The organism is Photorhabdus sp. RM71S (assembly GCF_042879355.1).
Classification (GTDB): Bacteria; Pseudomonadota; Gammaproteobacteria; order Enterobacterales; family Enterobacteriaceae; genus Photorhabdus; species Photorhabdus kayaii.
This window is the reverse complement of the sequence record NZ_JBHFKV010000003.1, coordinates 133,583-156,713: the sequence shown is the minus strand read 5'-3', so window position 1 is coordinate 156,713 and position 23,131 is coordinate 133,583. Positions and strand designations below refer to the sequence as shown.

The 23,131-nt window shown below is 43.5% G+C and carries 23 protein-coding genes; 7 read left to right on the top strand and 16 right to left on the bottom strand.

All coding sequences use genetic code 11. The annotated features are described in order from the left end of the window. Positions 1-8 precede the first annotated feature (8 nt). A complete protein-coding gene (gene ybaK / locus ACGF5R_RS02830; RefSeq protein WP_112877966.1) occupies positions 9-485 on the bottom strand; it encodes a Cys-tRNA(Pro)/Cys-tRNA(Cys) deacylase YbaK in 477 nt (158 codons plus the stop codon). Between the two features lie 185 nt (positions 486-670). Next, a complete protein-coding gene (locus ACGF5R_RS02825) occupies positions 671-1,483 on the bottom strand; it encodes a TraB/GumN family protein (RefSeq protein ID WP_112877967.1) in 813 nt (270 codons plus the stop codon). Positions 1,484-1,780: 297 nt separating this feature from the next. Between ACGF5R_RS02825 and ACGF5R_RS02820 the strand changes: the two genes are divergently transcribed. Both ACGF5R_RS02820 and ACGF5R_RS02815 read left to right on the top strand, forming a co-directional pair. Beyond that, positions 1,781-2,098 carry a type II toxin-antitoxin system PrlF family antitoxin gene (locus ACGF5R_RS02820; protein ID WP_262980682.1) on the top strand — a complete coding sequence of 106 codons (318 nt, stop codon included), beginning with the start codon at positions 1,781-1,783 and terminating at the stop codon, positions 2,096-2,098. Further along, on the top strand, positions 2,098-2,547 hold the full coding sequence (locus tag ACGF5R_RS02815) for a type II toxin-antitoxin system YhaV family toxin (protein ID WP_112877969.1): 450 nt from the start codon (positions 2,098-2,100) through the stop codon (positions 2,545-2,547). Before ACGF5R_RS02820 ends, ACGF5R_RS02815 begins: the two co-directional genes overlap by 1 nt. Positions 2,548-2,647: 100 nt before the next feature. Here ACGF5R_RS02815 and copA read toward each other — a convergent pair whose 3' ends face one another. Then, positions 2,648-5,395 carry a copper-exporting P-type ATPase CopA gene (gene copA, locus ACGF5R_RS02810; protein ID WP_387689660.1) on the bottom strand — a complete coding sequence of 916 codons (2,748 nt, stop codon included), beginning with the start codon at positions 5,393-5,395 and terminating at the stop codon, positions 2,648-2,650. A 138-nt stretch (positions 5,396-5,533) separates the two neighbouring features. On the opposite strand from copA, the gene cueR reads away from it, so the two are divergent. Further along, positions 5,534-5,935 carry a Cu(I)-responsive transcriptional regulator gene (gene cueR, locus ACGF5R_RS02805; protein ID WP_112877971.1) on the top strand — a complete coding sequence of 134 codons (402 nt, stop codon included), beginning with the start codon at positions 5,534-5,536 and terminating at the stop codon, positions 5,933-5,935. Here the strand turns inward: cueR and ACGF5R_RS02800 are convergent. The 5 genes from ACGF5R_RS02800 to tesA form a co-directional block, all read right to left on the bottom strand. Continuing rightward, positions 5,929-6,384: an NfeD family protein gene (locus tag ACGF5R_RS02800; protein ID WP_112877972.1), complete on the bottom strand. Its 456-nt coding sequence runs from the start codon at positions 6,382-6,384 to the stop codon at positions 5,929-5,931. The genes cueR and ACGF5R_RS02800 overlap by 7 nt on opposite strands. 2 nt (positions 6,385-6,386) lie before the next feature. Then, positions 6,387-7,307 (bottom strand): SPFH domain-containing protein, encoded by a 921-nt coding sequence (locus ACGF5R_RS02795; RefSeq protein ID WP_387689658.1) that lies wholly within the window; start codon positions 7,305-7,307, stop codon positions 6,387-6,389. 24 nt (positions 7,308-7,331) lie between these two features. Next, positions 7,332-8,189, bottom strand: a complete 858-nt coding sequence (locus ACGF5R_RS02790) for a co-chaperone YbbN (RefSeq protein ID WP_387689657.1) — start codon at positions 8,187-8,189, stop codon at positions 7,332-7,334. A gap of 68 nt (positions 8,190-8,257) precedes the next feature. Further along, positions 8,258-9,043, bottom strand: a complete 786-nt coding sequence (locus ACGF5R_RS02785; RefSeq protein ID WP_049582524.1) for an SDR family oxidoreductase — start codon at positions 9,041-9,043, stop codon at positions 8,258-8,260. Between the two features lie 51 nt (positions 9,044-9,094). Continuing rightward, positions 9,095-9,727 carry a multifunctional acyl-CoA thioesterase I/protease I/lysophospholipase L1 gene (tesA, locus tag ACGF5R_RS02780; protein WP_387689724.1) on the bottom strand — a complete coding sequence of 211 codons (633 nt, stop codon included), beginning with the start codon at positions 9,725-9,727 and terminating at the stop codon, positions 9,095-9,097. Between tesA and ybbA the strand changes: the two genes are divergently transcribed. Continuing rightward, the gene (ybbA, locus tag ACGF5R_RS02775) at positions 9,698-10,384 is read left to right on the top strand and encodes a putative ABC transporter ATP-binding protein YbbA (protein ID WP_262980685.1); all 687 of its coding nucleotides are present in this window, start codon (positions 9,698-9,700) and stop codon (positions 10,382-10,384) included. The two genes, tesA and ybbA, sit on opposite strands and share 30 nt — an antisense overlap. Continuing rightward, positions 10,381-12,813, top strand: a complete 2,433-nt coding sequence (gene ybbP / locus ACGF5R_RS02770; protein ID WP_387689654.1) for a putative ABC transporter permease subunit YbbP — start codon at positions 10,381-10,383, stop codon at positions 12,811-12,813. The genes ybbA and ybbP overlap by 4 nt, the downstream gene beginning before the upstream one ends. 92 nt (positions 12,814-12,905) lie before the next feature. On the opposite strand, the gene ACGF5R_RS02765 is transcribed toward ybbP, so the two are convergent. The 3 genes from ACGF5R_RS02765 to ACGF5R_RS02755 all read right to left on the bottom strand — a co-directional run bounded on the left by ACGF5R_RS02765 (position 12,906) and on the right by ACGF5R_RS02755 (position 16,364). Then, positions 12,906-13,961 carry an LLM class flavin-dependent oxidoreductase gene (locus ACGF5R_RS02765; RefSeq protein ID WP_112877979.1) on the bottom strand — a complete coding sequence of 352 codons (1,056 nt, stop codon included), beginning with the start codon at positions 13,959-13,961 and terminating at the stop codon, positions 12,906-12,908. Between the two features lie 185 nt (positions 13,962-14,146). Then, positions 14,147-15,421, bottom strand: coding sequence for a CynX/NimT family MFS transporter (locus tag ACGF5R_RS02760; protein ID WP_112877995.1), 1,275 nt, complete (start codon positions 15,419-15,421; stop codon positions 14,147-14,149). A gap of 55 nt (positions 15,422-15,476) precedes the next feature. After that, the gene (locus ACGF5R_RS02755) at positions 15,477-16,364 is read right to left on the bottom strand and encodes an outer membrane protein OmpK (protein ID WP_387689652.1); all 888 of its coding nucleotides are present in this window, start codon (positions 16,362-16,364) and stop codon (positions 15,477-15,479) included. 918 nt (positions 16,365-17,282) lie between these two features. On the opposite strand from ACGF5R_RS02755, the gene ACGF5R_RS02750 reads away from it, so the two are divergent. After that, positions 17,283-17,903 (top strand): riboflavin synthase subunit alpha, encoded by a 621-nt coding sequence (locus ACGF5R_RS02750; RefSeq protein WP_387689650.1) that lies wholly within the window; start codon positions 17,283-17,285, stop codon positions 17,901-17,903. A 191-nt stretch (positions 17,904-18,094) separates the two neighbouring features. On the opposite strand, the gene ACGF5R_RS02745 is transcribed toward ACGF5R_RS02750, so the two are convergent. The 5 genes from ACGF5R_RS02745 to ppiB form a co-directional block, all read right to left on the bottom strand. Then, positions 18,095-18,331: a hypothetical protein gene (locus ACGF5R_RS02745; protein WP_262980689.1), complete on the bottom strand. Its 237-nt coding sequence runs from the start codon at positions 18,329-18,331 to the stop codon at positions 18,095-18,097. Between the two features lie 103 nt (positions 18,332-18,434). After that, entirely contained in the window at positions 18,435-19,505 is a 1,071-nt protein-coding gene (purK, locus tag ACGF5R_RS02740) for a 5-(carboxyamino)imidazole ribonucleotide synthase (protein WP_387689648.1), read from the bottom strand. Next, entirely contained in the window at positions 19,502-20,032 is a 531-nt protein-coding gene (gene purE / locus ACGF5R_RS02735; RefSeq protein ID WP_265378776.1) for a 5-(carboxyamino)imidazole ribonucleotide mutase, read from the bottom strand. The genes purK and purE overlap by 4 nt, the downstream gene beginning before the upstream one ends. A gap of 162 nt (positions 20,033-20,194) precedes the next feature. Further along, the gene (lpxH, locus tag ACGF5R_RS02730) at positions 20,195-20,917 is read right to left on the bottom strand and encodes a UDP-2,3-diacylglucosamine diphosphatase (RefSeq protein ID WP_387689646.1); all 723 of its coding nucleotides are present in this window, start codon (positions 20,915-20,917) and stop codon (positions 20,195-20,197) included. Between the two features lie 10 nt (positions 20,918-20,927). Further along, positions 20,928-21,422 (bottom strand): peptidylprolyl isomerase B, encoded by a 495-nt coding sequence (gene ppiB / locus ACGF5R_RS02725; RefSeq protein WP_112877985.1) that lies wholly within the window; start codon positions 21,420-21,422, stop codon positions 20,928-20,930. Between the two features lie 267 nt (positions 21,423-21,689). On the opposite strand from ppiB, the gene cysS reads away from it, so the two are divergent. Further along, entirely contained in the window at positions 21,690-23,075 is a 1,386-nt protein-coding gene (cysS, locus tag ACGF5R_RS02720; protein ID WP_112877986.1) for a cysteine--tRNA ligase, read from the top strand. Positions 23,076-23,131: the final 56 nt, after the last annotated feature.

Below are 23,131 nucleotides of genomic sequence, written 5' to 3'. Positions count from 1 at the left end.
GTAATAATTTAAGTTTTTGCAATATCAGCGAAATTACCTCTCAGTAATCTACAGAGATCAGACGACGCCAATTCAATATCTAACCCTCGTTTACCACCCGAGACAAATATAGTTGGGAACTGTTGCGCTTGGTTATCAATAACTGTTGGCAAGTATTTTTTCTGTCCTAGCGGACTGATCCCGCCGACGAGATACCCTGTCACTTTCTGGGCGATTTGGGGATCAGCCATTTCTGCTTTTTTGACTTTAAAAACTTTGGCGACCTTTTTTAAATCCAGTTCACTTGAAACGGGGGTGACGGCTACCACCAAATTTTTAGCTTCACCATTAAGTGCAACCAGCAAAGTTTTAAATACCTGTCTGGCATTGAGTCTTAATTTCCTCACTGCTTCATCACCAAAGTTATGCTCATTTGTATCGTGTTCATAGGTATGAAAAGTAAAGCTAACTTTCTGTTTTTCTAATAGAATGATCGCAGGTGTCATAATTTCATTACATAGAATAATTTTGTAATTAAGGATAATGGATGAAATATAAGGATGGAATTGATATTCTAACTATGGCTCTGTTGCTTGTGTACAAACAGGTAATATCCCGAACAATAAGAATAACGAGAGTGACAGGTTATTCCTCTTTGATTGGCCAATACTACTGTATTATTGGCCTTTTTTTAATCCTGTTCTTCTGCCAGCATCTGAGGCAAATTCCCTTCACCGTACAGATGCAAAGCACCAACAGCGACAAGATATCGACCGGTAGGTAATTTCCGTAAACGCTTATTCCATCGTTTATTACGTTCAGTCATCAATAGTTGGTATATCTCTTTACTGAAAGTTGTTGGTAAAACATGTTTTTGCTGTTCAGGTTGATAGTCCATCCACCAACTGATCATTGTTTGTAAAGCGCGGGCATTTGCGTGCCAATGGGTTAATGTATCTTCCAGTAGTGGCAGGCCGTTATTGGGAATTTGATTAAGTAAATTAATTTGTGATTCAGTACCTTCTAGTTCAATAACCGTTTTCCCTTGCGCTTTGGCTGCATTCAGTAGCTGATAATCGATACCGTAGTGGGGATGCAATCCAAGGTTTTGTGCTTGTCCTGCTTGTAAAATTAAAGCGATTTGCCATGAGGGTAATAAATTGAGGAATTCTTCCTGCTGTTGGATTTCATTGCAGCAGTCTTGAAAATTCTGGTACATCTCAGAAGATAAACGTTGTTCGATGCGGTGATATGATTGAAATTCATCATGAAATGGGGAGTCTGCCTGAATAATATCTGCTTCCACGATTAATGTATCGGATAGATTAAGTTGTTCTATCAATATTTCCGAAAGTGGGAACATATTTTTCGTACCCATGTGAATACTGCCTACCAGGTGCAAATGTCTATCACCTGCCAGTATAATATCGTGAGCGGGATAGGGATAACGGTGGGAAGACTTTATTCCCAATATATTGGTAAGGTGTTTAATCAGTCGTCCCATTTGTGTTCCGGTTTAGCATTTATATTTTTAAGGTGACTATCAATATTATAGCTGTACTTCCGCTGTATCTTTATTTATTTCCATTGAATGTTTCTTTACTACTATCAGTATACAAGGAGATTTTTTTGCTCCTTCCATTTACCTTGCTAGCCTTTTAGCAACTATCACAGTCTTTTGGTATAGAGAGTCAGTAGATTGGTGTTCACCGTTAAAGTGAAATAAACCTAAACTAGATTATCTTGACGATGTAAGGATTATTCCTTACATTTTGATGAAAGTGATAATTGGAGATTTGTTATGACATCTATCTATGAACTTGCAACATTGACTTCCAAAGGTCAGATAACGATACCTAAGTCTATCCGTCAGGCATTAGGTATTGGTACAGGTAGTAAGTTGGCCTTTGAGTTGTGTAATGGTGAGATAGTCGTGACCTGTGTAGGAATTGAGCATGAAGATCCTGTCATTGGGGCATTCCTTGATCTATTGTCTGAGGATATTCAGGTTGGGCATCATGTGAGTGGTTTACCTAAAGAATTGGAAGAGGCTATGCAATACAATGCTGGTCACGCTATCGATCTGAGTGAAAATATTGACGGAGATGTTGTGATTTGATGCAAAGACATGGATGGACACTGCTATATCACTCATGTGTGATACAACAGCTTCAGAAGCTGCATGATGCAGTAAAAAGGGCCGAGAAGAGTGGCCCACACGGGTTCGAGAGCAACTCTAGTGTCAAGCTGTTTCGGGCGTTGAGCAAATTGATTCTGGATGTGGTACCAAGTGATCCTTCTCGGGACGAGTATCGGCAAGGTAACACCTTAGGAGAAGCCTATCGCCACTGGCGACGAGCTAAGATTGGTCGAAGGTTCCGCTTGTTCTTCCGTTATGATTCTAGGGCTAGGATCATTGTGTATGCTTGGGTCAACGATGAGGAGACCTTGCGTTCGGAAGGTAGTAAGTCCGATCCCTATTCGGTCTTCGAGAAGATGCTAGGAAGAGGAAATCCGCCCGATAGTTGGGCTGCGTTGATCGCAGCCAGCCGGCATAAGTGGTTATAACTGAAGTAATTTGTCCACGAATTGGCGATGGATGATGGGGTAAAAGTGTAAAGAGTACAGGGATGACAAATTTTTACAATTTACCCCAATATCGCTAAAGCTAACTCATTTTCGTGGTTTTAGACTTAAACCTCAGTAATCGATTAGCATTACTCACCACCGTAATTGAAGACAGCGCCATTGCCGCACCTGCGACTACCGGATCTAACAGGGTTCCGGTAAAGGGATAGAGCAGACCAGCGGCAATGGGAATACCTAATGTGTTATAGATAAACGCGCCTAGTAAATTTTGTTTCATATTGCGCAGAGTGCCTTTGGATAGCTCAACCGCATCAGCCACACCGTGTAGACTATGACGCATTAGTGTTATTGCGGCGGTTTCAATGGCGATATCACTACCGCCTCCCATTGCAATGCCCACATCAGCCTGCGCTAGGGCAGGGGCATCGTTAATGCCATCCCCCACCATAGCAACTTTGTGACCTGCTGCTTGCAATTTCTGAATCGCCTCAGCTTTGCCATCAGGCAATACACCCGCAATCACTTGATCAATACCCGCTTCTTTTGCAATCGCATTGGCAGTCACCGGATTATCACCGGTCAGCATCACTAAACGGTAGCCTTGGTGATGTAATCGTTGCAATGCAGTCATGGTATCTTCACGCAGTGGGTCACGAATTGACAGCACTGCCGCTACTTTACCTCCTGCTGCCAGAAGAACCGGTGTGATGCCTTGTTCTGCCTGTTGAGCAATCAGCGGTTTTAAGTCTTGCGTATCAATCTGCTTTTGTTCTAGCCATGCTTGATTACCTAGCAACAAGGTTGTGCCATTCACTTCACCGCTGATACCCTGCCCAGCCAGCGTATGGAATTGTCCAACTTGCGGTAATTCCAGCCCTTCGGCTTTAGCAAGAATGGCTTTGGCTAATGGATGGTTAGAGCCTTTTTCCAGTGCACCCGCCCAACGCAATACTTCTTGTTCACTGTACCCATTAAAGGTATGTATATCAGTCAATTGAGGCATACCTTCCGTCAGCGTACCGGTTTTATCGAAAACAATGGTATCCAATGTGCTCGCTTGTTGCAGTGCATCGGCATCCCGAACCAGTACCCCGAATTCTGCTGCTCGGCCGACACCAGAGATAATTGACATCGGGGTCGCCAGCCCAAGGGCACAGGGGCAGGCAATAATCAACACAGTGGTAATAATGACCAATGAATACATAATCTGTGGTGCTGGCCCAACGAAATACCAAATAACACCGGCAATCAGGGCAATGGCGACCACAACGGGAACAAACACGGAGGAAATTTTATCTGCTAACTGACCAATTTCTGGCTTACTACTTTGTGCCTGACGGACCAGTTTAATAATTCGTGCTAATGTTGTCTGACTACCAACCGCGGCGGCAGTAAACAGTACTGTACCGTCTTGCACCGTCGTACCGGCATGAATGTTATCGCCTTTGGTTTTTTGCTGTGGAATCGGCTCACCGGTGAGCATTGCCTCATCTATCCAAACCTCACCTTGAATGATTTCACCATCAACGGGAACACGATCACCGGTTGTCAGACGTAACGTCATGCCGGGTTTGACGTCAGTCAATCGCATCTCTTTTTCGCCATCTCCTGTCACCACATGGGCAGTCGGTGGTGTCAGATCTAGCAAATGCTCCAGTGCTTTTGAAGAACGCTGACGGGCACGTTGTTCCAGAGCATGCCCCAGGTTTATCAGACCGATAATCATCGCGCTGGCTTCATAATAGAGATGACGGGCTTGTGGTGGAAAACTATCTGGCCATAGGTTGACACTGATGGAGTAAAGCCAGGCTGCGCCAGTTCCCAATGCCACTAAGGTGTCCATTGTCGCACTGCCGTTTTTCAGGCTTTGCCACGCATTGCGATAGAAGTGACCACCGGCAAAAATCATCACGGCAAGCGTGATAACGCCGATAGTCAGCCAGATATGATGGTTTTCAGGTGTGAGCATCATATTATCGCCCATCATGCCCCATACCATCACAGGAATACCGACGACTAAGGCTAATGCTGACTGCCAACGAAAACGGCGCATATTAGCGTCAGAAACTTGTTGCTGTCGTTCACGCCGCTCAGCTTCATCCTGAATCAGTTCTGCGCCATACCCGGCTTTTTCTACTGCTTTAATCAGTGCTTCTGGTGAGGCACTACCGGTAATTAAAGCGCTGCGTTCAGCAAGATTCACTCTGGCATTTTCCACGCCATCAACGCTTTGTAATGCTTTCTGAACTTTATTCACACAGCTAGCGCAAGTCATGCCATCCAACAGCAACTGGATGCTCTCATCGCTATCACTCACAACGGATACGTCAGTTTTTTCGACCGGAAGGGAGGAGGTTGCCGCTGCCAAAGGTTCCGGTCTGTTTGAAGCAGGTAATGTCAGCGGCTCAGATTTTGGGGAGTTTTGACCAGAAGCGAGTTTTGCTTGATAACCTGCCTGCTCAACAGCGGCAATCAGGGTAGCGACATCGACTTTACCGTAAACTTTAGCTGTTTCAGTATTCACCTCTGCGGCGATAACGCCATCTACGGCTTCCAACGCTTTACGAGTCGTACCGGCACAATGCATGCAACTCAGGCCAGAGAGAGCCAGTTCAACATCGGGTTGACTGGCGATTATCGCATCGTAACCGGCTGCTTGAATTGTTTCGATTAATGATTCAGCAGAGGCTTTACCGATGATTTTGGCATAATCGATCGTAATATCCGCTTGTTCCACATCTGCATGATTTGCTAGTGCCTTTTTCACACTGTTAACACAGTGCATACAGGAGAGTCCCTGCAAGGTTAAAATGGTTGTGTGTGACATAAAAAAACTCCTAACACATAGTGATGTAATTATTCTTCACACCTGTGTGATAATTGATGATATCTACACAGTTCAAGTGAATTTCTGACTTATTGCGAAGGTTAAACCTTCCCTCAAGGGTAAGGTCAAGGGGAAAAAATGAACATTAGTGAGATTGCCCAAAAAACTGGTCTTACCAGCAAAGCGATCCGGTTTTATGAAGAAAAAGATCTGATTACACCGCCGGAAAGGGGGGATAACGGCTACCGTTATTATCAGCAGAAACATATTGATGAACTCACGCTGTTGCGTCAGGCAAAACAGGTAGGTTTTACGCTTGATGAATGCCGTGAATTTTTAGTGTTATTCCGCAATCCCAATCGACACAGTGCTGATGTAAAAGCAGCAACATTGCATAAAGTGGCTGAAATAGAAAAGGCGATTGAAGAGTTGCAGAAAATAAGAAGTAAATTGTTATCTTTGGCGGAAGAGTGCCCTGGAGATGACGGGGCTGCATGCCCCATCATAGATCATTTATCGGGTTGTTGCTCTCATCACTGAGAACTGACCGGTTTTACTTTCAGGGTAATGCCATCAACAGCGATCACTTCTACTTCGGTATGGGCTGGTAGTTCACTATCACAGTGAACTCGCCAGCTTCCATCCGCCAGTTTGACCCGGCTGTAACCATTTTCAGTATCTGTAGTCAGTTTGGCTCGGATACCGATGAGCTGGTGGTCTTTCTGGTTCAGGGTATCGCCGCCTTTTGATGGGCGGCGACGTAACCAATAGCGCCATAGCATTGCAGAAAGCAGCGTCAGAGTGGCAAACAAAATGCCTTGCCATTCCCAATCTATTCCTGGTAGCAACCAGGTGACAAACGCAACAACGATAGCGGCTATACCCGTCCATAACAGATAGCCGCCAGTTCCCAGAAGCTCTGCAATTAACAGTAAGCCGCCAAAAGAGAACCAGAGCCAAGGGGTTTGCGCCGCAATCTGTGCAATCATGGTTATTTACCTTTTTTGCTTTCGCCAATCAGTTCAGTAATACCGCCAATCGCACCCATTAGATTGCTCGCTTCCAGAGGCATCATAATGACTTTGCTGTTACTGGAAGCGCCAATACTGGTCAGTGCATCCGTATATTTCTGGGCAACAAAGTAGTTAATTGCCTGCATATTACCGTCAGTAATTGCATCGGACACCATTTTAGTTGCGCGAGCTTCCGCTTCGGCGGCACGTTCACGTGCTTCTGCCTGGAGAAATGCCGATTGACGTTCCCCTTCTGCTTTCAGAATTTGAGACTGTTTTTCTCCTTCTGCTTTCAGAATAGCCGCCTGACGGATACCTTCTGCTTCCAGAATATCAGCACGTTTTGTACGTTCTGCTTTCATCTGGGCGTTCATGGCAGAGATCAACTCTTTTGGTGGACGCACATCACGGATTTCAATACGGGTAATTTTCACTCCCCACGGGTTAGTGGCTTCATCAACAATATGTAATAGACGACTGTTGATAGAATCACGCTGCGACAGCATTTCATCCAATTCCATTGAACCCAAAACGGTACGGAAGTTGGTCATCGTCAGATTGATAATGGATAGTTCAAGGTTGCTGACTTCATAAGCAGCCCGAACAGGATCGACAACCTGAATAAAGCAGACTGCATCAATAGTAACATTGGCGTTATCGCGGGAAATCACTTCCTGTGAAGGAATATCCAACACTTGTTCCATCATGTTAATTTTACGGCCAATGCGATCGATAAAAGGGACGATAATATGCAAACCCGGTAATAAAGTTCGGGTATAACGGCCGAAACGTTCTACCGTCCATTGATAGCCTTGTGGCACTGTTTTTACGCAAGTAAAGACAATAACCACCGCAATAAATATCAGAATGGGTACGGCACCAAAAGCGAATAAATCCATAGCAATTCCTTACAATTAAATAAATCAGTAAAGCAGCGAGTAAACCTGGCGACGGTATTTCGAAGCTAAGGTATTACCGGTCCCCATTGCAGACATAATATCCATCATTGTTTTCCGTACCGCGCCGTTGGCAGCAGAAAGGTCCTTTTTCAGGAAGCTGAGTAATAATTCCAGAGCTTCATCATTACGGCAGACTTCGTGCAGTTTCAGCGCGAGCTTAACAGCCAGCTCTGCATTTTCCGGTTGAATGGCGAATTCTTGCTGCAATTGTTGGATCTCTGGTGTATCCGCCGCTTGCTTTTGTAACTCAATTTGAGCCAGTAAACTGTGATAATGAGTGTCTTGATCCTGTAATGGAATAAGACTCAGAATTTCCTGGGCTTCTTCTATATTATTGAGCATAATTTGCACTTTGGTCAACATAAGTGCAATTGCACTGTTTTTGGGCGCTAATTGCCAGGCTTCTTTCAATAACGGTAGTGCTTCCTGATGTTTTCCTTCGGCGATAAGTTCCTCAGCTTGGGCGGCTTTCAACTCTTCCGGTTTCGGTAATATACGAGCAAGCATCTCTCTAATCACGTTTTCAGGTTGTGGCCCTTGAAAACCGTCTACGGGTTGACCTTGTTGCATAATATAAACTGTAGGAATGGCGCGTAAGCCAAACTGTGCGGCGACCATTTGCTCTTTATCACAATCTACTTTTGCCAATATGAATTGATTTGCGTATTCGGCTGCCAGTTTATCCAGTGTTACGCCTAATTCTTGGCAATGTGAGCTACGTTCAGACCAAAAATAAAATAAAACAGGCACAGTCATAGACTGTTCAACGGTTTGATGTAGGTTGCTTTCGTTAACATTAATTCCAGTAGAGGTTGGTAACATATAATTAGTCTCTTAAATTTGATTATTGCAGGGTATGATTAAATAGATTGAGGTTATTTTATTAACTTTCAAGTTGTACCACTCTGTTTACTCAGTATTTTATCCATTACTCTTCCTGGCAAAATCCGGCGCATAATAGTAACTGCGTGGGTTATCCAAGTCACTGGATAACGTAATTTAGGGTTAGGACTTTCCAAAGCATGAATCAGTTTGCGCACAACAGCTTCGGGGGTTAGGGTAAAATGGCGGGCGATCCTGGGGTTTCTGACCGGCTTATCGCTTTGCGTTTGATTCACGTTTTCTGTAAAACGTGTTTTTATCGGGCCAGGGACAATTAGACAAGCTTTAATTCCTGTTCCGGCTAATTCCATTCTTAACGCATCTGACCATGCTTCCAAGGCATATTTACTGGCAGAGTAAGCACCGCGGCCTGGGGTTGAAATCAGTCCCATAACTGAACTGGTTTGGATAATACGGCCCTCACCATGAAGTTGCATTGCTGGAAGTAATAAGCAGGTAAGTTGATGTGTACCAAATAGATTGGTGGAGAATTGCCGTTCCAGTTGTTCACGACTGATAGTATTGAGCGGGCCATAAATACCAAAGCCGCCATTATTAAACAGTCCGTAAAGACGGCCATTGGTTAGCCTGATGACCTCTGCGGCGGCGCGTTCAACACTCATTTTGTCATCAAGATCCAATTCGATAGGTTCCAGTCCTAACTCGCGCATATGCTGTAAATCTGCGGGTTTCCGGCAAGCTGCTAAAACTCGATAGCCCCGCTGGTGTAGTGTTTTGGCCGCCACCAGACCAATTCCACTGGAACAGCCTGTGATAAGAACTGACTTTTGCATAACTTTAACCTGTTTATAGACATCAATTTGTTGAAACTAATAGTTTACTATTCAAGAATAATTAAGATGTGCTGATAGTGTGTCAGACATCCAGTCGGCGATAAATGGTTGAGCTGCCAGATTGGGATGTAATCCGTCTTGTTGCACCCACTCCGGTTTAGTAGCGACTTGTTCCATATAAAACGGGAGCAGAGGGATTTGATTGTGTTCTGCCAGTTTGGGGTAAATCTTGGCAAAAGATTCGGTATAACGGCGCCCATAATTTGGTGGCAGACGGATCTGCATCAATAAAGGCTGAATATTGGCTTGTTTCACTAAAGTAATGATCTGTTGCAGATCTTGTTCTGTTTGTTGTGGGGGAAAACCGCGTAGTCCATCGTTGGCACCCAGTTCTATCAGTACCCAACGAGGTTTATGTTGTTTAAGTAATTCAGGTAGCCGCTCAAGGCCCTGAGCGGCGGTATTACCGCTGATGCTGCCGTTGATGACCGTGATTTTATTGCCAGATTTCTGCCATTTTTTTTCCATTAAAGCAGGCCATGACTGTTCAATAGGCAAATGGTAACCGGCACTAAGGCTATCACCGAGAATCAGAAGGGTATCAGCCGCAGTCGCTCTGGCGCTAAATAGCACCATCAGTAAAAGGAAAAGTAAATGGTAACGGGGAATATTCTTGAAGTTCAGCATCTCAGTAAGCACGTTGGTCAGGGAGAACATAAGATCACTATATTGCAGGGAGTTGAGTTGGTTGTCGAGTCGGCACAGACTATCGCTTTGGTGGGAGAATCGGGTTCGGGTAAATCCACATTGCTTGGCATTATTGCTGGGTTAGATGATGGCAGTGACGGTGAGGTTCGGCTGCTAGGGCATAATTTAAGCCAGATGAATGAGGAGCAGCGGGCGCAACTCCGGGCTGAAAGTGTTGGTTTTGTCTTTCAGTCATTTATGTTAATTCCGACGTTAAACGCATTAGAGAACGTCCAGCTTCCTGCTTTATTACGTGGTGAGTCTGAAAATAGTAGTAGGAAACAGGCGGCTGAATTGCTTGAACAACTGGGATTGGGGAAGCGTTTGAAACATATGCCGGCACAACTTTCTGGCGGTGAACAACAGAGGGTGGCATTAGCACGGGCATTCAGCAGCCAACCCAAAATTCTGTTTGCTGATGAGCCAACAGGTAATCTGGATCGGCAAACCGGTGATCGTATTGCTGATTTACTGTTTTCTCTGAATCGTGATTATGCCACAACATTAATTTTGGTCACTCATGACAGCCAGCTTGCGGCCCGTTGTCAACGTTGCTTGCGGTTGGTTGATGGAAAATTGAGGGAAGAAAGATGATTTGGCGTTGGTTTTGGCGCGAGTGGCGCACACCTTCTTTATTGATTGTCTGGTTATCTCTTACCTTGGCGGTAGCTTGTGTACTGGCTTTGGGCAGGATCGGTGATCGCATTGATCAAAGTGTTCATTACCAGAGTCGGGATTTTCTGGCGGGTGATTTAGTCTTGCGTGCTGCTTATCCGGTAGATGAAGAATGGTTACAGCAGGCGAAAAAACTGGGATTAAAATTAAGTCGCCAGCTCTCTTTCACCACAATGACTTATGCCGGAGACATTCCTCAACTTGCGAATGTAAAAGCCGCAGACAGTCATTACCCGTTATATGGTGAACTGGAAACCCATCCACCGGGTTTGAAAGCGGAAAAAGGCACGGTGCTGGTCGCGCCTCGTTTGCTTGAACTATTGAAAATCAAAGTTGGCGATAATCTCGATGTGGGTGATACCACGCTTAAGGTGAGCGGAGAATTAATTCAGGAACCAGACAGTGGTTTCAATCCCTTTCAGATTGCACCAAGGATTTTGATCAATCTTGATGATGCGCAATCTACCGGGGCGATTCAGCCGGGTAGCCGTCTGACTTATCGTTATATGTTTTCGGGTGATAAAGAAGCGGTTTATCAGTATCAGCAGCTCATTGATCCCCAACTTAAAGCTGATCAGCGCTGGTATACCTTGAAACAAGATAGTGGAGCGCTCGCAAAATCTATTGAAAGGGCACAGCAATTCTTGTTGTTATCGGCTTTGCTAACGTTATTACTCGCTGTCGCCGCGGTAGCAGTATCAATGACTCACTATTGCCGTAGCCGCCATGATTTGATGGCTGTGCTTAAAACACTGGGGGCGGGGCGTTGGGCGTTGCGTAAATGGGTGATTGGTCAATGGCTGGTGATATTGATTGCGGCGGCGCTGGTGGGGACGCTTTTGGGATTGATGTTTGAATATCTGCTCGTACAGATTTTGGCACCCATGTTACCGAAGATGTTGCCGCAAGCCGGATTCTGGCCGTGGATATGGGCGTTAGGCGCGTTATCTGTTATCGCCTTACTGGTAGGAATACGTCCGTACAAGCCGTTAATGGCAACCCAACCATCACGGGTGCTGCGTGATGATATTATTGCGCCTATCTGGCCGTTGCGTTATTACTTGCCGTTGGCGGTATTGGTGGTCATTAGTGGGTTGAGTCTGTTAGTTGGCGCCAAGCCCATGTTATGGGCGTTACTTGCAGGCATGATGATGGTTGCGCTATTACTAGCCGTGTTTGGTTGGGGAGGATTGTGGTTATTACGTCATTTGAAACTCCGCCAACTCAGTTTTCGTCTGGCGGTTAATCGACTACTGCGGCAGCCGTTTCAAACAGTAGCTCAATTGGCGGCTTTCTCTTTATCATTTATGTTATTTGCTTTGTTGCTGGTGGTCCGAGGAGACTTGCTTGACCGTTGGCAGCACCAATTGCCACCGGACAGTCCAAACTATTTTCTGATTAATATGACTGGACAGCAAATTCCACAAGTAGAACATTTGCTGGCTCAGTATCAGGTTAAACCTACGGCATTCTATCCAGTGGTATTGGCTCGCTTGACGGAAATTAATGGTCAGTCAGCCATCGCGTGGGCAGAGGCCAAAGAATCGGATAGCAACACGGTGCAGCGGGAATTGAACCTGACATGGAAAGAGGAGTTACCCCCGTTTAATACCTTGGTTGCAGGTTACTGGCCGCCAAAGGCGGATGAGGTCTCCATTGAGCAGGGGCTTGCTGAGCGTTTGGCAATCAAAATCGGCGATAAGCTAACATTTAGTGGTGATACGCAGCAATTCAGTGCCATAGTTAGCAGTATTCGACTGGTAGATTGGGAAAGTTTGCGGCCAAATTTCTTGTTTATTTTCCCGAAACAAGCATTAGAGAATCAGCAGCAAACCTGGTTGACCAGTTTCCATTATGAGGGAGAGGGTCGCCTTCTGACGGATCTTAATCGTCAGTTTCCAACCTTGAGCCTACTTGATACCGGCGTGATGATTAAGCAAATTCAGGGTATTTTGCAGCAGGTAAGTAAGGCATTAGAGGTCATGGTTGGGTTGGTCATGGTTTGTGGCGCATTATTGCTATTGGCACAGGTTCAGGTAGGGATGCATCAACGGCAACTTGAACTAGTGGTTTACCGCACCTTGGGAGCCAGTAAACAGTTACTGCGTCGTACGCTGTGGAGTGAATTTGCTTTGCTTGGATTAATGGCGGGTTTTACTGCGGCACTTGGCGCTGAAGTTGCGCTTTGGTTATTGCAGACCAAGGTATTTGCTTTTCCGTGGCAACCAGAATGGCAGATGTGGCTGTTATTACCAATAATCAGCAGCTTGTTACTTTCATTGTGTGGGAGTTGGTTAGGGCTTCGGTTGTTACGGGGTACGGGATTATACCGGCGGGTTCAGGGATAAAAGGGCGATATTTGCAGACATTCAGGGAATGGGTAATCGCTCGTCGAGATGTGATGAACCCATTCCCTGGCTTATTGTCCTATTATCGTTGTTTAGGTAAATTCGACTCTAAGTTGTGGCAATATTTTCTCGCCGAAAGTGGTCAACCCCTTAACATAATCAGGGAAGATCAACATAACCCCGTCCAGTTCGCATTCACGGAGTAAATCTGACAATTGTTTACAACATGTTTCCGGGTTGCCGATAGCTGTGTGGGTCATAAAAGCATTTTGGGATCTTTCAACCATCGCATTGCTTTTTCCGCCAATATCGACGCCAAAACTGTGCATCATGTTTTTAACTGCGTCTATATCCAGGCCATCACGATAGAATTCAGCCAGCGTTTCAGCTTCTTCATCTGTTTCAGCGCAAATAATCGTACACATACAAAAGGTTTTGGTAGTTGTACCGTATTCGACTGCAAGACGTTTAGCCATCAGACTAATTTGTCGCGTTTCTTCTTCATCTTTACCACCGATGAAACACACATCGGTGTTACGCACACTAAAACGTAACCCACATTCTGATTGACCGGCACAGACCAAATAAGGGCGCGGAACGGAAACAGGTTTAGGTTCAGAAACACAATTCTTGAAATTAAAGTAATCTCCCTGATGATTAACCTGCTTCTCACTCCAAAGCCGTTTGATCAATTGGGTCCACTCTTCGGTCATTGCGTAACGTTGATCGTGATCTAAATTGTTATCCCATTCCCCCATTTGTTCAAATTCGTCTTTGAAGGAGCCAGAGACAATATTCAGCCCGGCGCGTCCATGACTAATTTGATCCAGTGTCGCAATCATTTTGGCTGCCACGGCGGGATTATGCAGCCCGGCATGCATGGTTGCGATAAGCCGGGCATGATGAGTCACTTCAGCAATACCTGCCATCATGGTAACGGATTCCAGAGAACAGCCCCAATGTTCCGTTTCACCACCAAAGCCATGCCATTTGCTCATTGACATAATGAAATCCAAACCAATTTGATCAGCCAGAATAGCCGCTTCACGGTTTTGCTGATAAGAAGCATCGAGTGGTGGTGTATTTTTGGAAATAATCCATCCACCTTTCGCTATGGGTAGAAATACACCGAATTCTTTCTTTGCCATGATTAATTCCTTGTTTGTCTGTGGTAAGGAATATCTTATATACCCTATGGATTTCAAGATGCATCGCGACGGCAAGGGAGTGAATCCCCGGGAGCATAGGTAACGATGTGACCGGGGTGAGCGAGTGCAGCCAACAAAGAGGCAACTTGAAAGATGACGGGTATAGGTTCATTTTATTGTTAAATTCAGTTAAGTAATGTGTTGTCATCAGAACATTTCTTCACGATTTGTGAAGGTGGTTGCATCATGAATGTGACAATCAAAATAGTTAGTACCGGTATGGCGATAATGAGAAATGCCGGTGTAAAACTACCTGAATAATCCTTAATTGCGCCCACCAGAAAAGGGGCGATACAGGCGATAGTGGAGATCAGATTCATCACCGAGAACAGTTCCAGATAAGGCGTGCGCCCAAAATAATTGAACAGCAATATACTGGATGCCAGAAAAGTCATGCCATAACCGATGCCAATACACAACGTGAACAGGATTAAAAATGTCCATGAGGTGGCGGCACTGAGTGCGATAAGACCACAGATAATTATCGACAGACTGCCGATAAGCATTTTTTTGGGATCGAACCATTCACCAACCGCGCCTCCTGCAAATCGTGAGAATGCGTTGATAAAAGCCAAAATACTGAGTGAGGAAGCAGCAACAGATTCGCTGAATCCGTTTTCAGTAATATGGGCGACCGCAAAACTATTAACGGTTATCCCACACAGTAAAAAAGCAGTATAAGCGGCTGCAATGGCATAAAATTGCCAGGTGTGCAGTGCTTGCCGGACATTCCATATTTCCTTGGTGCGATAGATATTGGAGGGGAGCTGGTCTTGTTGATTTTTGCTAATTCTTTCAGCGTGGGCGTTTTCCTTTTTACCTTCGCGCATAAATAAAATGGTTAATAAGCTGATCAAGGTGAGTGATATCCCGGAAATTGCCCAGTGCATACGCCAGTTTTCCCAAAATACTGTTGCCAGGAAATAGATCCACGGACCGACCACGCCCCCTAATCCACCGATGGTGAAATAGATACCAAAAGCCAACGACTGTTTTTTAAAAAGTCGGCTAATGACATAAGTGCCGGGAACAGTCGCCATAAGACTAAAGCCGATCCCTAATAGTGTTGTACCGGTAAAATAGGCCGCGATACTGTGGGTGTTATAGAGGATGTAAAAACTGGTGATAAAGGTGAGCGTACCAATCATCAAAGTGGCGCGGACGCCTGTACGACGAATAAACATCGCTGGAAGGTAACTGGACAGCCCACATGATAGGCCAAGTAAGGTGAACCCCAGACCGGCATCCGTCCAACTCCAGTGTAATTCCTTGATCATGCTAGGTAATACAACGCCTAGCGAAGTAAATGTGGTTGCGGTGACCAGAAAGTAAATCAAACCCAAAAGTATCAGTAGGAGCCACTGATAAGTACGTCCGAACTGGTCATGTTGAATGGGCATTTTGACTCCATCAGGATAAAGGCCATCAGAAAATTTCTGATATTTTATTCCGATATCAGAAAAAACTATATCGAATAAAGATCCCATAGTTAAATTGATCCGTTCGATAATAAGGGGTATCTCTTATTTTGTATTTATTTTTTATGGGGTTCAGAACAATGCCAGTCCATAAATGACCGGGTTGATGACCAAGGATCTTTCCCAAATCGTAATGTAACTCTGGTTTGAAATCGATAGTTTTGGGTTGTCCATGTAAGCCTAATGTATAATCGAAAGTCCCGACAACCCGGAAATCACCTAAACGGTTATTGAAGGGAATTCCGTAGTCGATATGAATTCGCTGATCATTCCAGCTTCCTTTGGCATTATTCTCAAAATAAAAAATTGTACGTAGCCAGCTAATCCAGCTAGCTTGCCAGTCAATACTGATACCGGGGAAATAGTCGTAATCTATCCCCTTAGTTTTGGCAATCCATTGAGCGAACAGAATATCTTTTACCGGCCCAAAAGAGATGTCATTACCAGTGACTTTACTCAAGCTCACTCTGGGGACAAATTTATAATAGTAGGTGCTTTTATCACCTTGGTAATCGCCTTGCAGTGAATTTTGCCAAATACTATAGACGTATATATCGCCGACACTGTAGTCGCCGAAAGCCTCTAAAATCGGTGAAATGGTTTTTTGGGGATCGACTCGATTTTCAAATTGCATATAAAGGCTGGTATCAATCGATTGAAAATTAACAAAATGACTGGCCTGAGCTTGATTGATTGCCGGTAGCAATAATAGTATTGCAGGTAATCCGCTTTTCTTTAATCTGGTGTTGATCCAATACCAAGCTGTTGTTTGATAAATAGCGCAAGAAGATGGAAACGAGGACCATAAGGCGGAAAAAAACTGTAGGCGGTTTTTAGTATCGTGGGCTTTCCAGGTAAATAACACGAGGGTTTCCCTTTTCGTATGTTGTCAGACTAATTAATGGTAATAACATTGATCTAATGGAGAGGTTTTGTCAAAGGGATATTTGGTTTTGTTGATGAATGTTGAATAGTATAGAAAAATAAGATTATTCTAATCTTAGTCATTTCTCAGTGTTAGTAATATATTGATTATTTAATTAGCGATAGGTTGTTTATTCAACTTGGTGTTGAGAGTTGGGAAAAATATTATTAATTAATGGTTTTGTGAAAATATTTTTGTAATTACATTTTAGTTAACTTAAATCTATAATTTATTTCCATTAATTAATCTGAGTTTTTAATGAGAAATAGCCATGAGAAATAAAAATAATAAATTAGGTCTGTTTTTGTATCATCAAAATAATTTGTGAATTTAAATAATTATTGCTTTGATTTTAAAACATAGATTAAAGTATTTTTCATGGAATAGAAACATAATAAATGTTTAAAATGATAACTGGTTTGATTTGTGTTTAATAAAAAAGAGATTGTAAATGAAATGTTGTAAATTATAGTTCTTTGGCTGATGGTTTTATTATGATATGCTTTTAATCAAATGATAAATATTCAAGGTAAAGTGTTTCCATAAGTTAGAAAAATAATTTTCGACTCTATTTTTACTCATGTTTGATAATTATCAATTTAATAGTAAAAAATCATCCATTCCACAAAAAGCTTGATATAATTAAAAACAATAGGGTAAAGTAGTTTATTGGTTTTTAAATGTGTTATTAAAATTTTGATTTAAATCAAGTATATAAAAGATATTTTGTAAAATATGAGGTAGGAAAATATGGTTAATAGAGCTAATGAATTTTTATTAGACATATTCGTATAAACCATAAATTATCTTAATGTAACAAGGGTGTTTCTACTTAAATATGAATAAAAGAGGGTGATTATGTATACTGGAATTGTGCAAGGAAAAGAAAACGTATTATCTCTTGAGAAAAGAGAGGGATTTAGTACATTGACCGTCAGTAATAATAACCATTTCTTTGATGATGTTCCTGTGGGGGCTAGTGTTGCGATTAATGGTACATGCCTGACTGTCACGCAATTTAAAAATGATATCGTTTATTTTGATATATCAGATTTTACGGCTGATGTGACCACATTAAAGTTTTTAAATGTGGGGGATAAAGTTAATATTGAAAGATCGCATCAAATGAATAAAGAAAATGGCGGTCATAGCTTATATGGGCATATTGAAGGTGTGGCAGAAGTTGTTGATTTTATTAAAACTGGTGAAACTTATCGATTAGTGATTAATATTCCTGGCGATAATATCAGATATTTTTTCCATAAAGGTTTTATTGGTTTACATGGTTGTAGCTTGACAATAAATGGTATAAATGAAGAAGACAAAACCATAGAATTGAATTTAATTCCAGAAACGTTAAGGGCTACCAATCTTAGTAATATTAAAGTTGGTGACTTACTTAATTATGAAATAGATCAAACAACGAGAACAATTGTAGATACTATATCTAGATCGATTAATGCTAATAGATCAATATAATAATTGAAAGAATATAAATAAGTTGGAATGAGTTGAGGTGTGAAGCGGTAAGTTACTTTACTTCCGCTTCCACATTTAATTTCAGGCCATTGGATGACAAACGTCTGATTATTTTGATGTCCATTTATCATATGTTTCATGATAAATAGTTAACTTGAGTTTTGTTCAAGATAGTGAATTCTGAGCATATTTTATTGGAAAATTTTGTCCCAAAGTTCATCTATGGTATCTACACTTGTACCTCCACCACTTTCCAGTTCATGGATAGATGTCTGCGTTGTAGCATTAGTAACATGGTGTTCTTTTGTTGCTCTAGTTAATACCAGACGAACAAAGCTAGACATGTCCAAGCTATTATCCCGAGCGGCTTGTGCTACCGCATTTTTCAGATCTTCAGAAACGCGAACTCTTAACGTGGCTATATTCATATGTGCCTCTCTATATCTTACTATTTGTATCCTTACTGTAGGGCTATTGTGTACACAAATCAGGATGATCAGTTTAATAAACAAATAATGCCAGTGTTAGACGTTAGCTAATTAATTTTTCCTGTGCCCATTCAAGGCCACTCTGATATTCAGGGGGCAGCATGGGAACAAGTTTCTGCAATGTATCTTTTAATTCATTTTTATCAAAGTGAGAAAGATTAAGATGACCGACTTTACGTGCAGGACGGACTTCTTTCTCATACCAATGCAAATGTACCAATGGCAAGTTGAGCCATTGGGTATTGATATCTGTGCCAATCAAATTGATCATAACTGACGGCGCAGTCACTGTTGGCCGAGGCATGGGCAAATCCAGAATAGCGCGAAGATGTAATTCAAACTGGCTGATAGATGCACCGTTCTGAGTCCAGTGACCGCTGTTGTGAACGCGTGGTGCGAGTTCGTTGATCAGTAAATTATCACCGACAATAAAACATTCCATCGCCATCACGCCGATATATTTCAACTCGTGCATAATAGCTGACAACATATTCTCGGCCTGTTGTTGTAAATGGCAATTTTCCTGAGGAAAGACAACACTGGCACGGAGAATGCCATCTTGATGCAAATTGTGCGTTAAGGGATAGAACACACAATCGCCATTTTTATTGCGGGCACCTACCAGTGAAACTTCGCCGGAGAAAGGAATGGCTTGTTCAGCAATACATTCACCATAAATATCGGCGGGTAATGCTGTTTCATCGCCGGGACGAATACGCCATTGCCCGCGGCCATCATAACCACCCATGCGGCGCTTAACGATAACGAAATTACCGAGTTCAGAGAATAATTGCGGCCATTGGTTGGCCTCAGAGAGTAATTGCCACGGAGCAGTTGCCAGACCAAGGCTATCCATTAACTGTTTTTGCGGCAGACGGTCGGCCAGACGGGGAAAGATATCTCGATTAGCGAAAGCCTTATGGCGGGCAAGTTCTTGGGTAAGCGCTGTTTCCGGCCAGCGCTCAATTTCAGCGGTAATAACGCTATTCTGATAAGGAACCGCTTCGGGTTCTGCATCGAGGCCAACAGGATAAACCGTGATACCTAAAGGCTCACCAGCTTGGCGTAACATGCGGCCGAGCTGACCATTGCCTAATACACAAACTGGCTTCATGCTTCCTCCCGCGGATCGGGATTATCGAGTACATCCTGAGTTTGTGTTTCACGCCAATGGCTAAGGCGTTTCAGTAAATCTTTATCATGACGCGCCAGAATCTGTGCGGCCAGTAGGGCTGCGTTTGCCGCGCCGGCTTTTCCAATCGCAAGCGTGCCGACAGGAATCCCTTTTGGCATCTGTACGATAGAGTAGAGGCTGTCTACGCCATTAAGAGCGGCGCTTTGTACGGGGACGCCGAGAACCGGGACCAGCGTTTTAGCTGCCAGCATGCCGGGTAAATGGGCGGCGCCACCGGCGCCAGCGATAATGACATCAAAACCGTTTTGTTCCGCTTGTTGGGCAAAACTAAAGAGTTTATCGGGCGTACGATGGGCAGAAACAATTTCAACGTGGAAAGGTACATTAAGAGAAGTCAGGATATCCGCTGCATGTTGCATGGTAGCCCAGTCGCTTTTAGAACCCATAACGATGGCGATTTTGGCGTTGTGTTGAGTTGTTCCTGCTGAATCAGGCCGGGCAGTCATAAATCAAATGCTCCTGTGTTTTAACGTCCACCAGAACGAAAATAGCGCTTTAAAGCCGCGAATCATATCATGCTCGCAGGCTAAGGAAAACGATTGCGTTACTTTATACTTTATACTTTATATTGTGACACCTGAATGTAGGTTGTAGGTGTTCTTGGTTGATTAGAATGGGAAAGAGATAAGATCGATTGATTTATCCGTTACTTTGAACATCGATCCCTGATGATGCCATGCGCCAAGTACACCACGGTAGACGGTTTTATCATGCAGAGAAACTTCATGTACAAAAGGGCGGTGGGTGTGTCCGTGAATCATCCAGTCAGCTTGATACCGCTCAAAAGTGTCAATAACAGCTTGCTGGTTTACATCCATAATAGCTTCGGATTTTCTGCTGTTGACCGATTGGCTGTTTGCTCGCATTTTTACGGCAATTTTTTGACGGATAGACAGAGGTAGCAGTAGAAACAGACGTTGGACCCACGGGGTATGAACCCGCTTACGATATCGTTGATAACTTTCGTCATCAGTACACAAGGTATCGCCGTGCAGAATAAGCACTCGTTTACCGTACAGTTCCAGTACTTTTTCCTGTGGGAGCAAGATAATGCCACTCTCTTTAGCAAAGCGCGAACCGAGTAGAAAGTCACGGTTGCCATGAATAAAGTAACAGGTAATACCTTGTTGTTGCACAGTTTTTAGTGCGCTAGCGATTTCACGGTGGAGAGGGTTGTTATCATCATCGCCGATCCAGTAATCGAACAGATCGCCGAGAATATAGAGGCTATCTGCCTGAATGGCATCCTCACGCAAGAAACGCAGAAAACCGGCAGTGATTGCCGGTTCATGTTCGCTGAGATGTAAATCCGCAATAAAAAGTGTGCACATATTCAGTGAGTTATTCGCTGATAGTCACTTTTTCGATGATAACATCTTCGAGTGGTACATCTTGGTGCATACCGCTGCGACCGGTAGAAACGCTTTTGATTTTATCAACAACATCCATACCTTCGACCACTTCGGCAAAGACGCAGTAACCCCAGCCATCAGGGCGCTCAGATCGGAAGTTCAGGAAATCATTATCAACAACGTTAATGAAGAACTGCGCAGTTGCTGAGTGTGGATCGTTAGTACGGGCCATTGCCAAAGTACCACGGTTATTTTTCAGACCGTTATTGGCTTCGTTTTTGATAGCTGCATCAGTCGGCTTTTGTTTCATACCAGGTTCAAATCCACCACCCTGAATCATGAAACCGTTAATAACACGGTGGAAAATAGTATTATCGTAGAAGCTATTGCGGCAGTAGTTCAAGAAATTCTCAACAGTTACAGGAGCTTTATCAGCGAAAGTATTAATTACAATATCGCCAAAATTGGTATGGAAAGTCACCATAATTGAAATCCTAATAATAGTTTTGATTAACCCGGTTAGGGCATTTGGACCAGGCGGCTTTTATATCACATCTACCATAATGAGTCAGTACCTATTAGTTTCAGTAGACTATATTGATCGCTAACCTTGCAAAGCGCTTAATATCAGGTTTCAATATCCTATTGGATTATGCCATATCGAGCATTTATTGATGAGATAAGGGCATAAATCCAGAATTATCAATTCGTTATTTTTAACACACGTACAGTGAATTTACGGAAAATCTCGATGCTAAAAATTTTCAATACCCTCAGCCGTCAGAAAGAAGAATTTAAACCAATTCATCCAGGGAAAGTAGGGATGTACGTGTGTGGTATCACGATTTATGACCTGTGCCATATTGGTCATGGCAGAACCTTTGTTTCTTTTGATGTGGTTGCTCGTTATCTGCGCTATCTGGGATACGATTTAACTTATGTCCGCAATGTGACTGATGTTGATGACAAAATCATCAAACGGGCGGCAGAAAACAGTGAAAGTTGTGATGATCTGACTGGCCGGATGTTGGCAGAAATGTATAAAGATTTTGATGCGCTGAATATCTTACGTCCTGAGCTGGAACCTCGTGCGACCCGGCATATCCAGGAGATTATTGCGCTGACTGAATCGTTGATAAAACGTGATCATGCTTATGTCGCAGATAATGGCGATGTTATGTTTTCCGTCGAGAGTGATCAGGATTACGGATTGCTTTCCCGCCAAGATCTCAGCCAGTTACAAGCAGGGGCGCGAGTGGAAGTGGCTGATGTTAAGCGTAACCCGATGGATTTCGTATTGTGGAAAATGTCCAAGCCTGGGGAACCAAGTTGGGAATCGCCGTGGGGAGCGGGCCGTCCGGGTTGGCATATTGAATGTTCTGCCATGAACAGTAAACAGCTAGGTAATCATTTTGATATTCATGGTGGTGGCGCTGATCTGATGTTTCCGCATCATGAAAACGAAATTGCGCAATCTACTTGTGCCCATGATGGTCCGTATGTGAATTACTGGATGCATTCAGGGATGGTGATGGTAGATAAAGAGAAGATGTCCAAATCGCTGAACAACTTCTTTACTATCCGTGACGTATTGGCATATTACGATGCAGAGACAGTGCGTTATTTCTTGTTGTCAGGCCATTACCGCAGTCAACTTAACTATACAGAAGATAACTTAAAGCAAGCTCGTACCGCACTTGAACGATTTTATACAGCTCTGCGAGGTACAGATGCTTCTGTACAGCCGGCCGGTGGCGAAGTATTTGAGGCGCGTTTCATTGACGCAATGAATGATGATTTCAATACGCCAGAGGCTTATTCGGTACTGTTTGATATGGCACGTGAAATCAACCGCCTGAAATCAGAAGATATGGGTGCAGCGAATGGCTTAGCGGCTGAATTACGCAAGTTGGCGGGTATCTTAGGTTTGTTGCAACAACAGCCGGAACAATTCCTGCACCGTGGTGTTCAGGCTGACGATGAAGAGATTGATAAAATTGAAGCACTGATTAAGCAGCGTAATGATGCCCGTAAAAATAAAGATTGGGCGCTGGCAGATTCTGCTCGTAATCAGTTAAATGAGATGGGTATTGAACTGGAAGATGGTCCGCAGGGGACAAGCTGGCGTCGTAAGTAAGCCTGATAGAGTACAACTGCCTTGATAATTAAGGCTTCCTTCTTGGGGAATCTCAG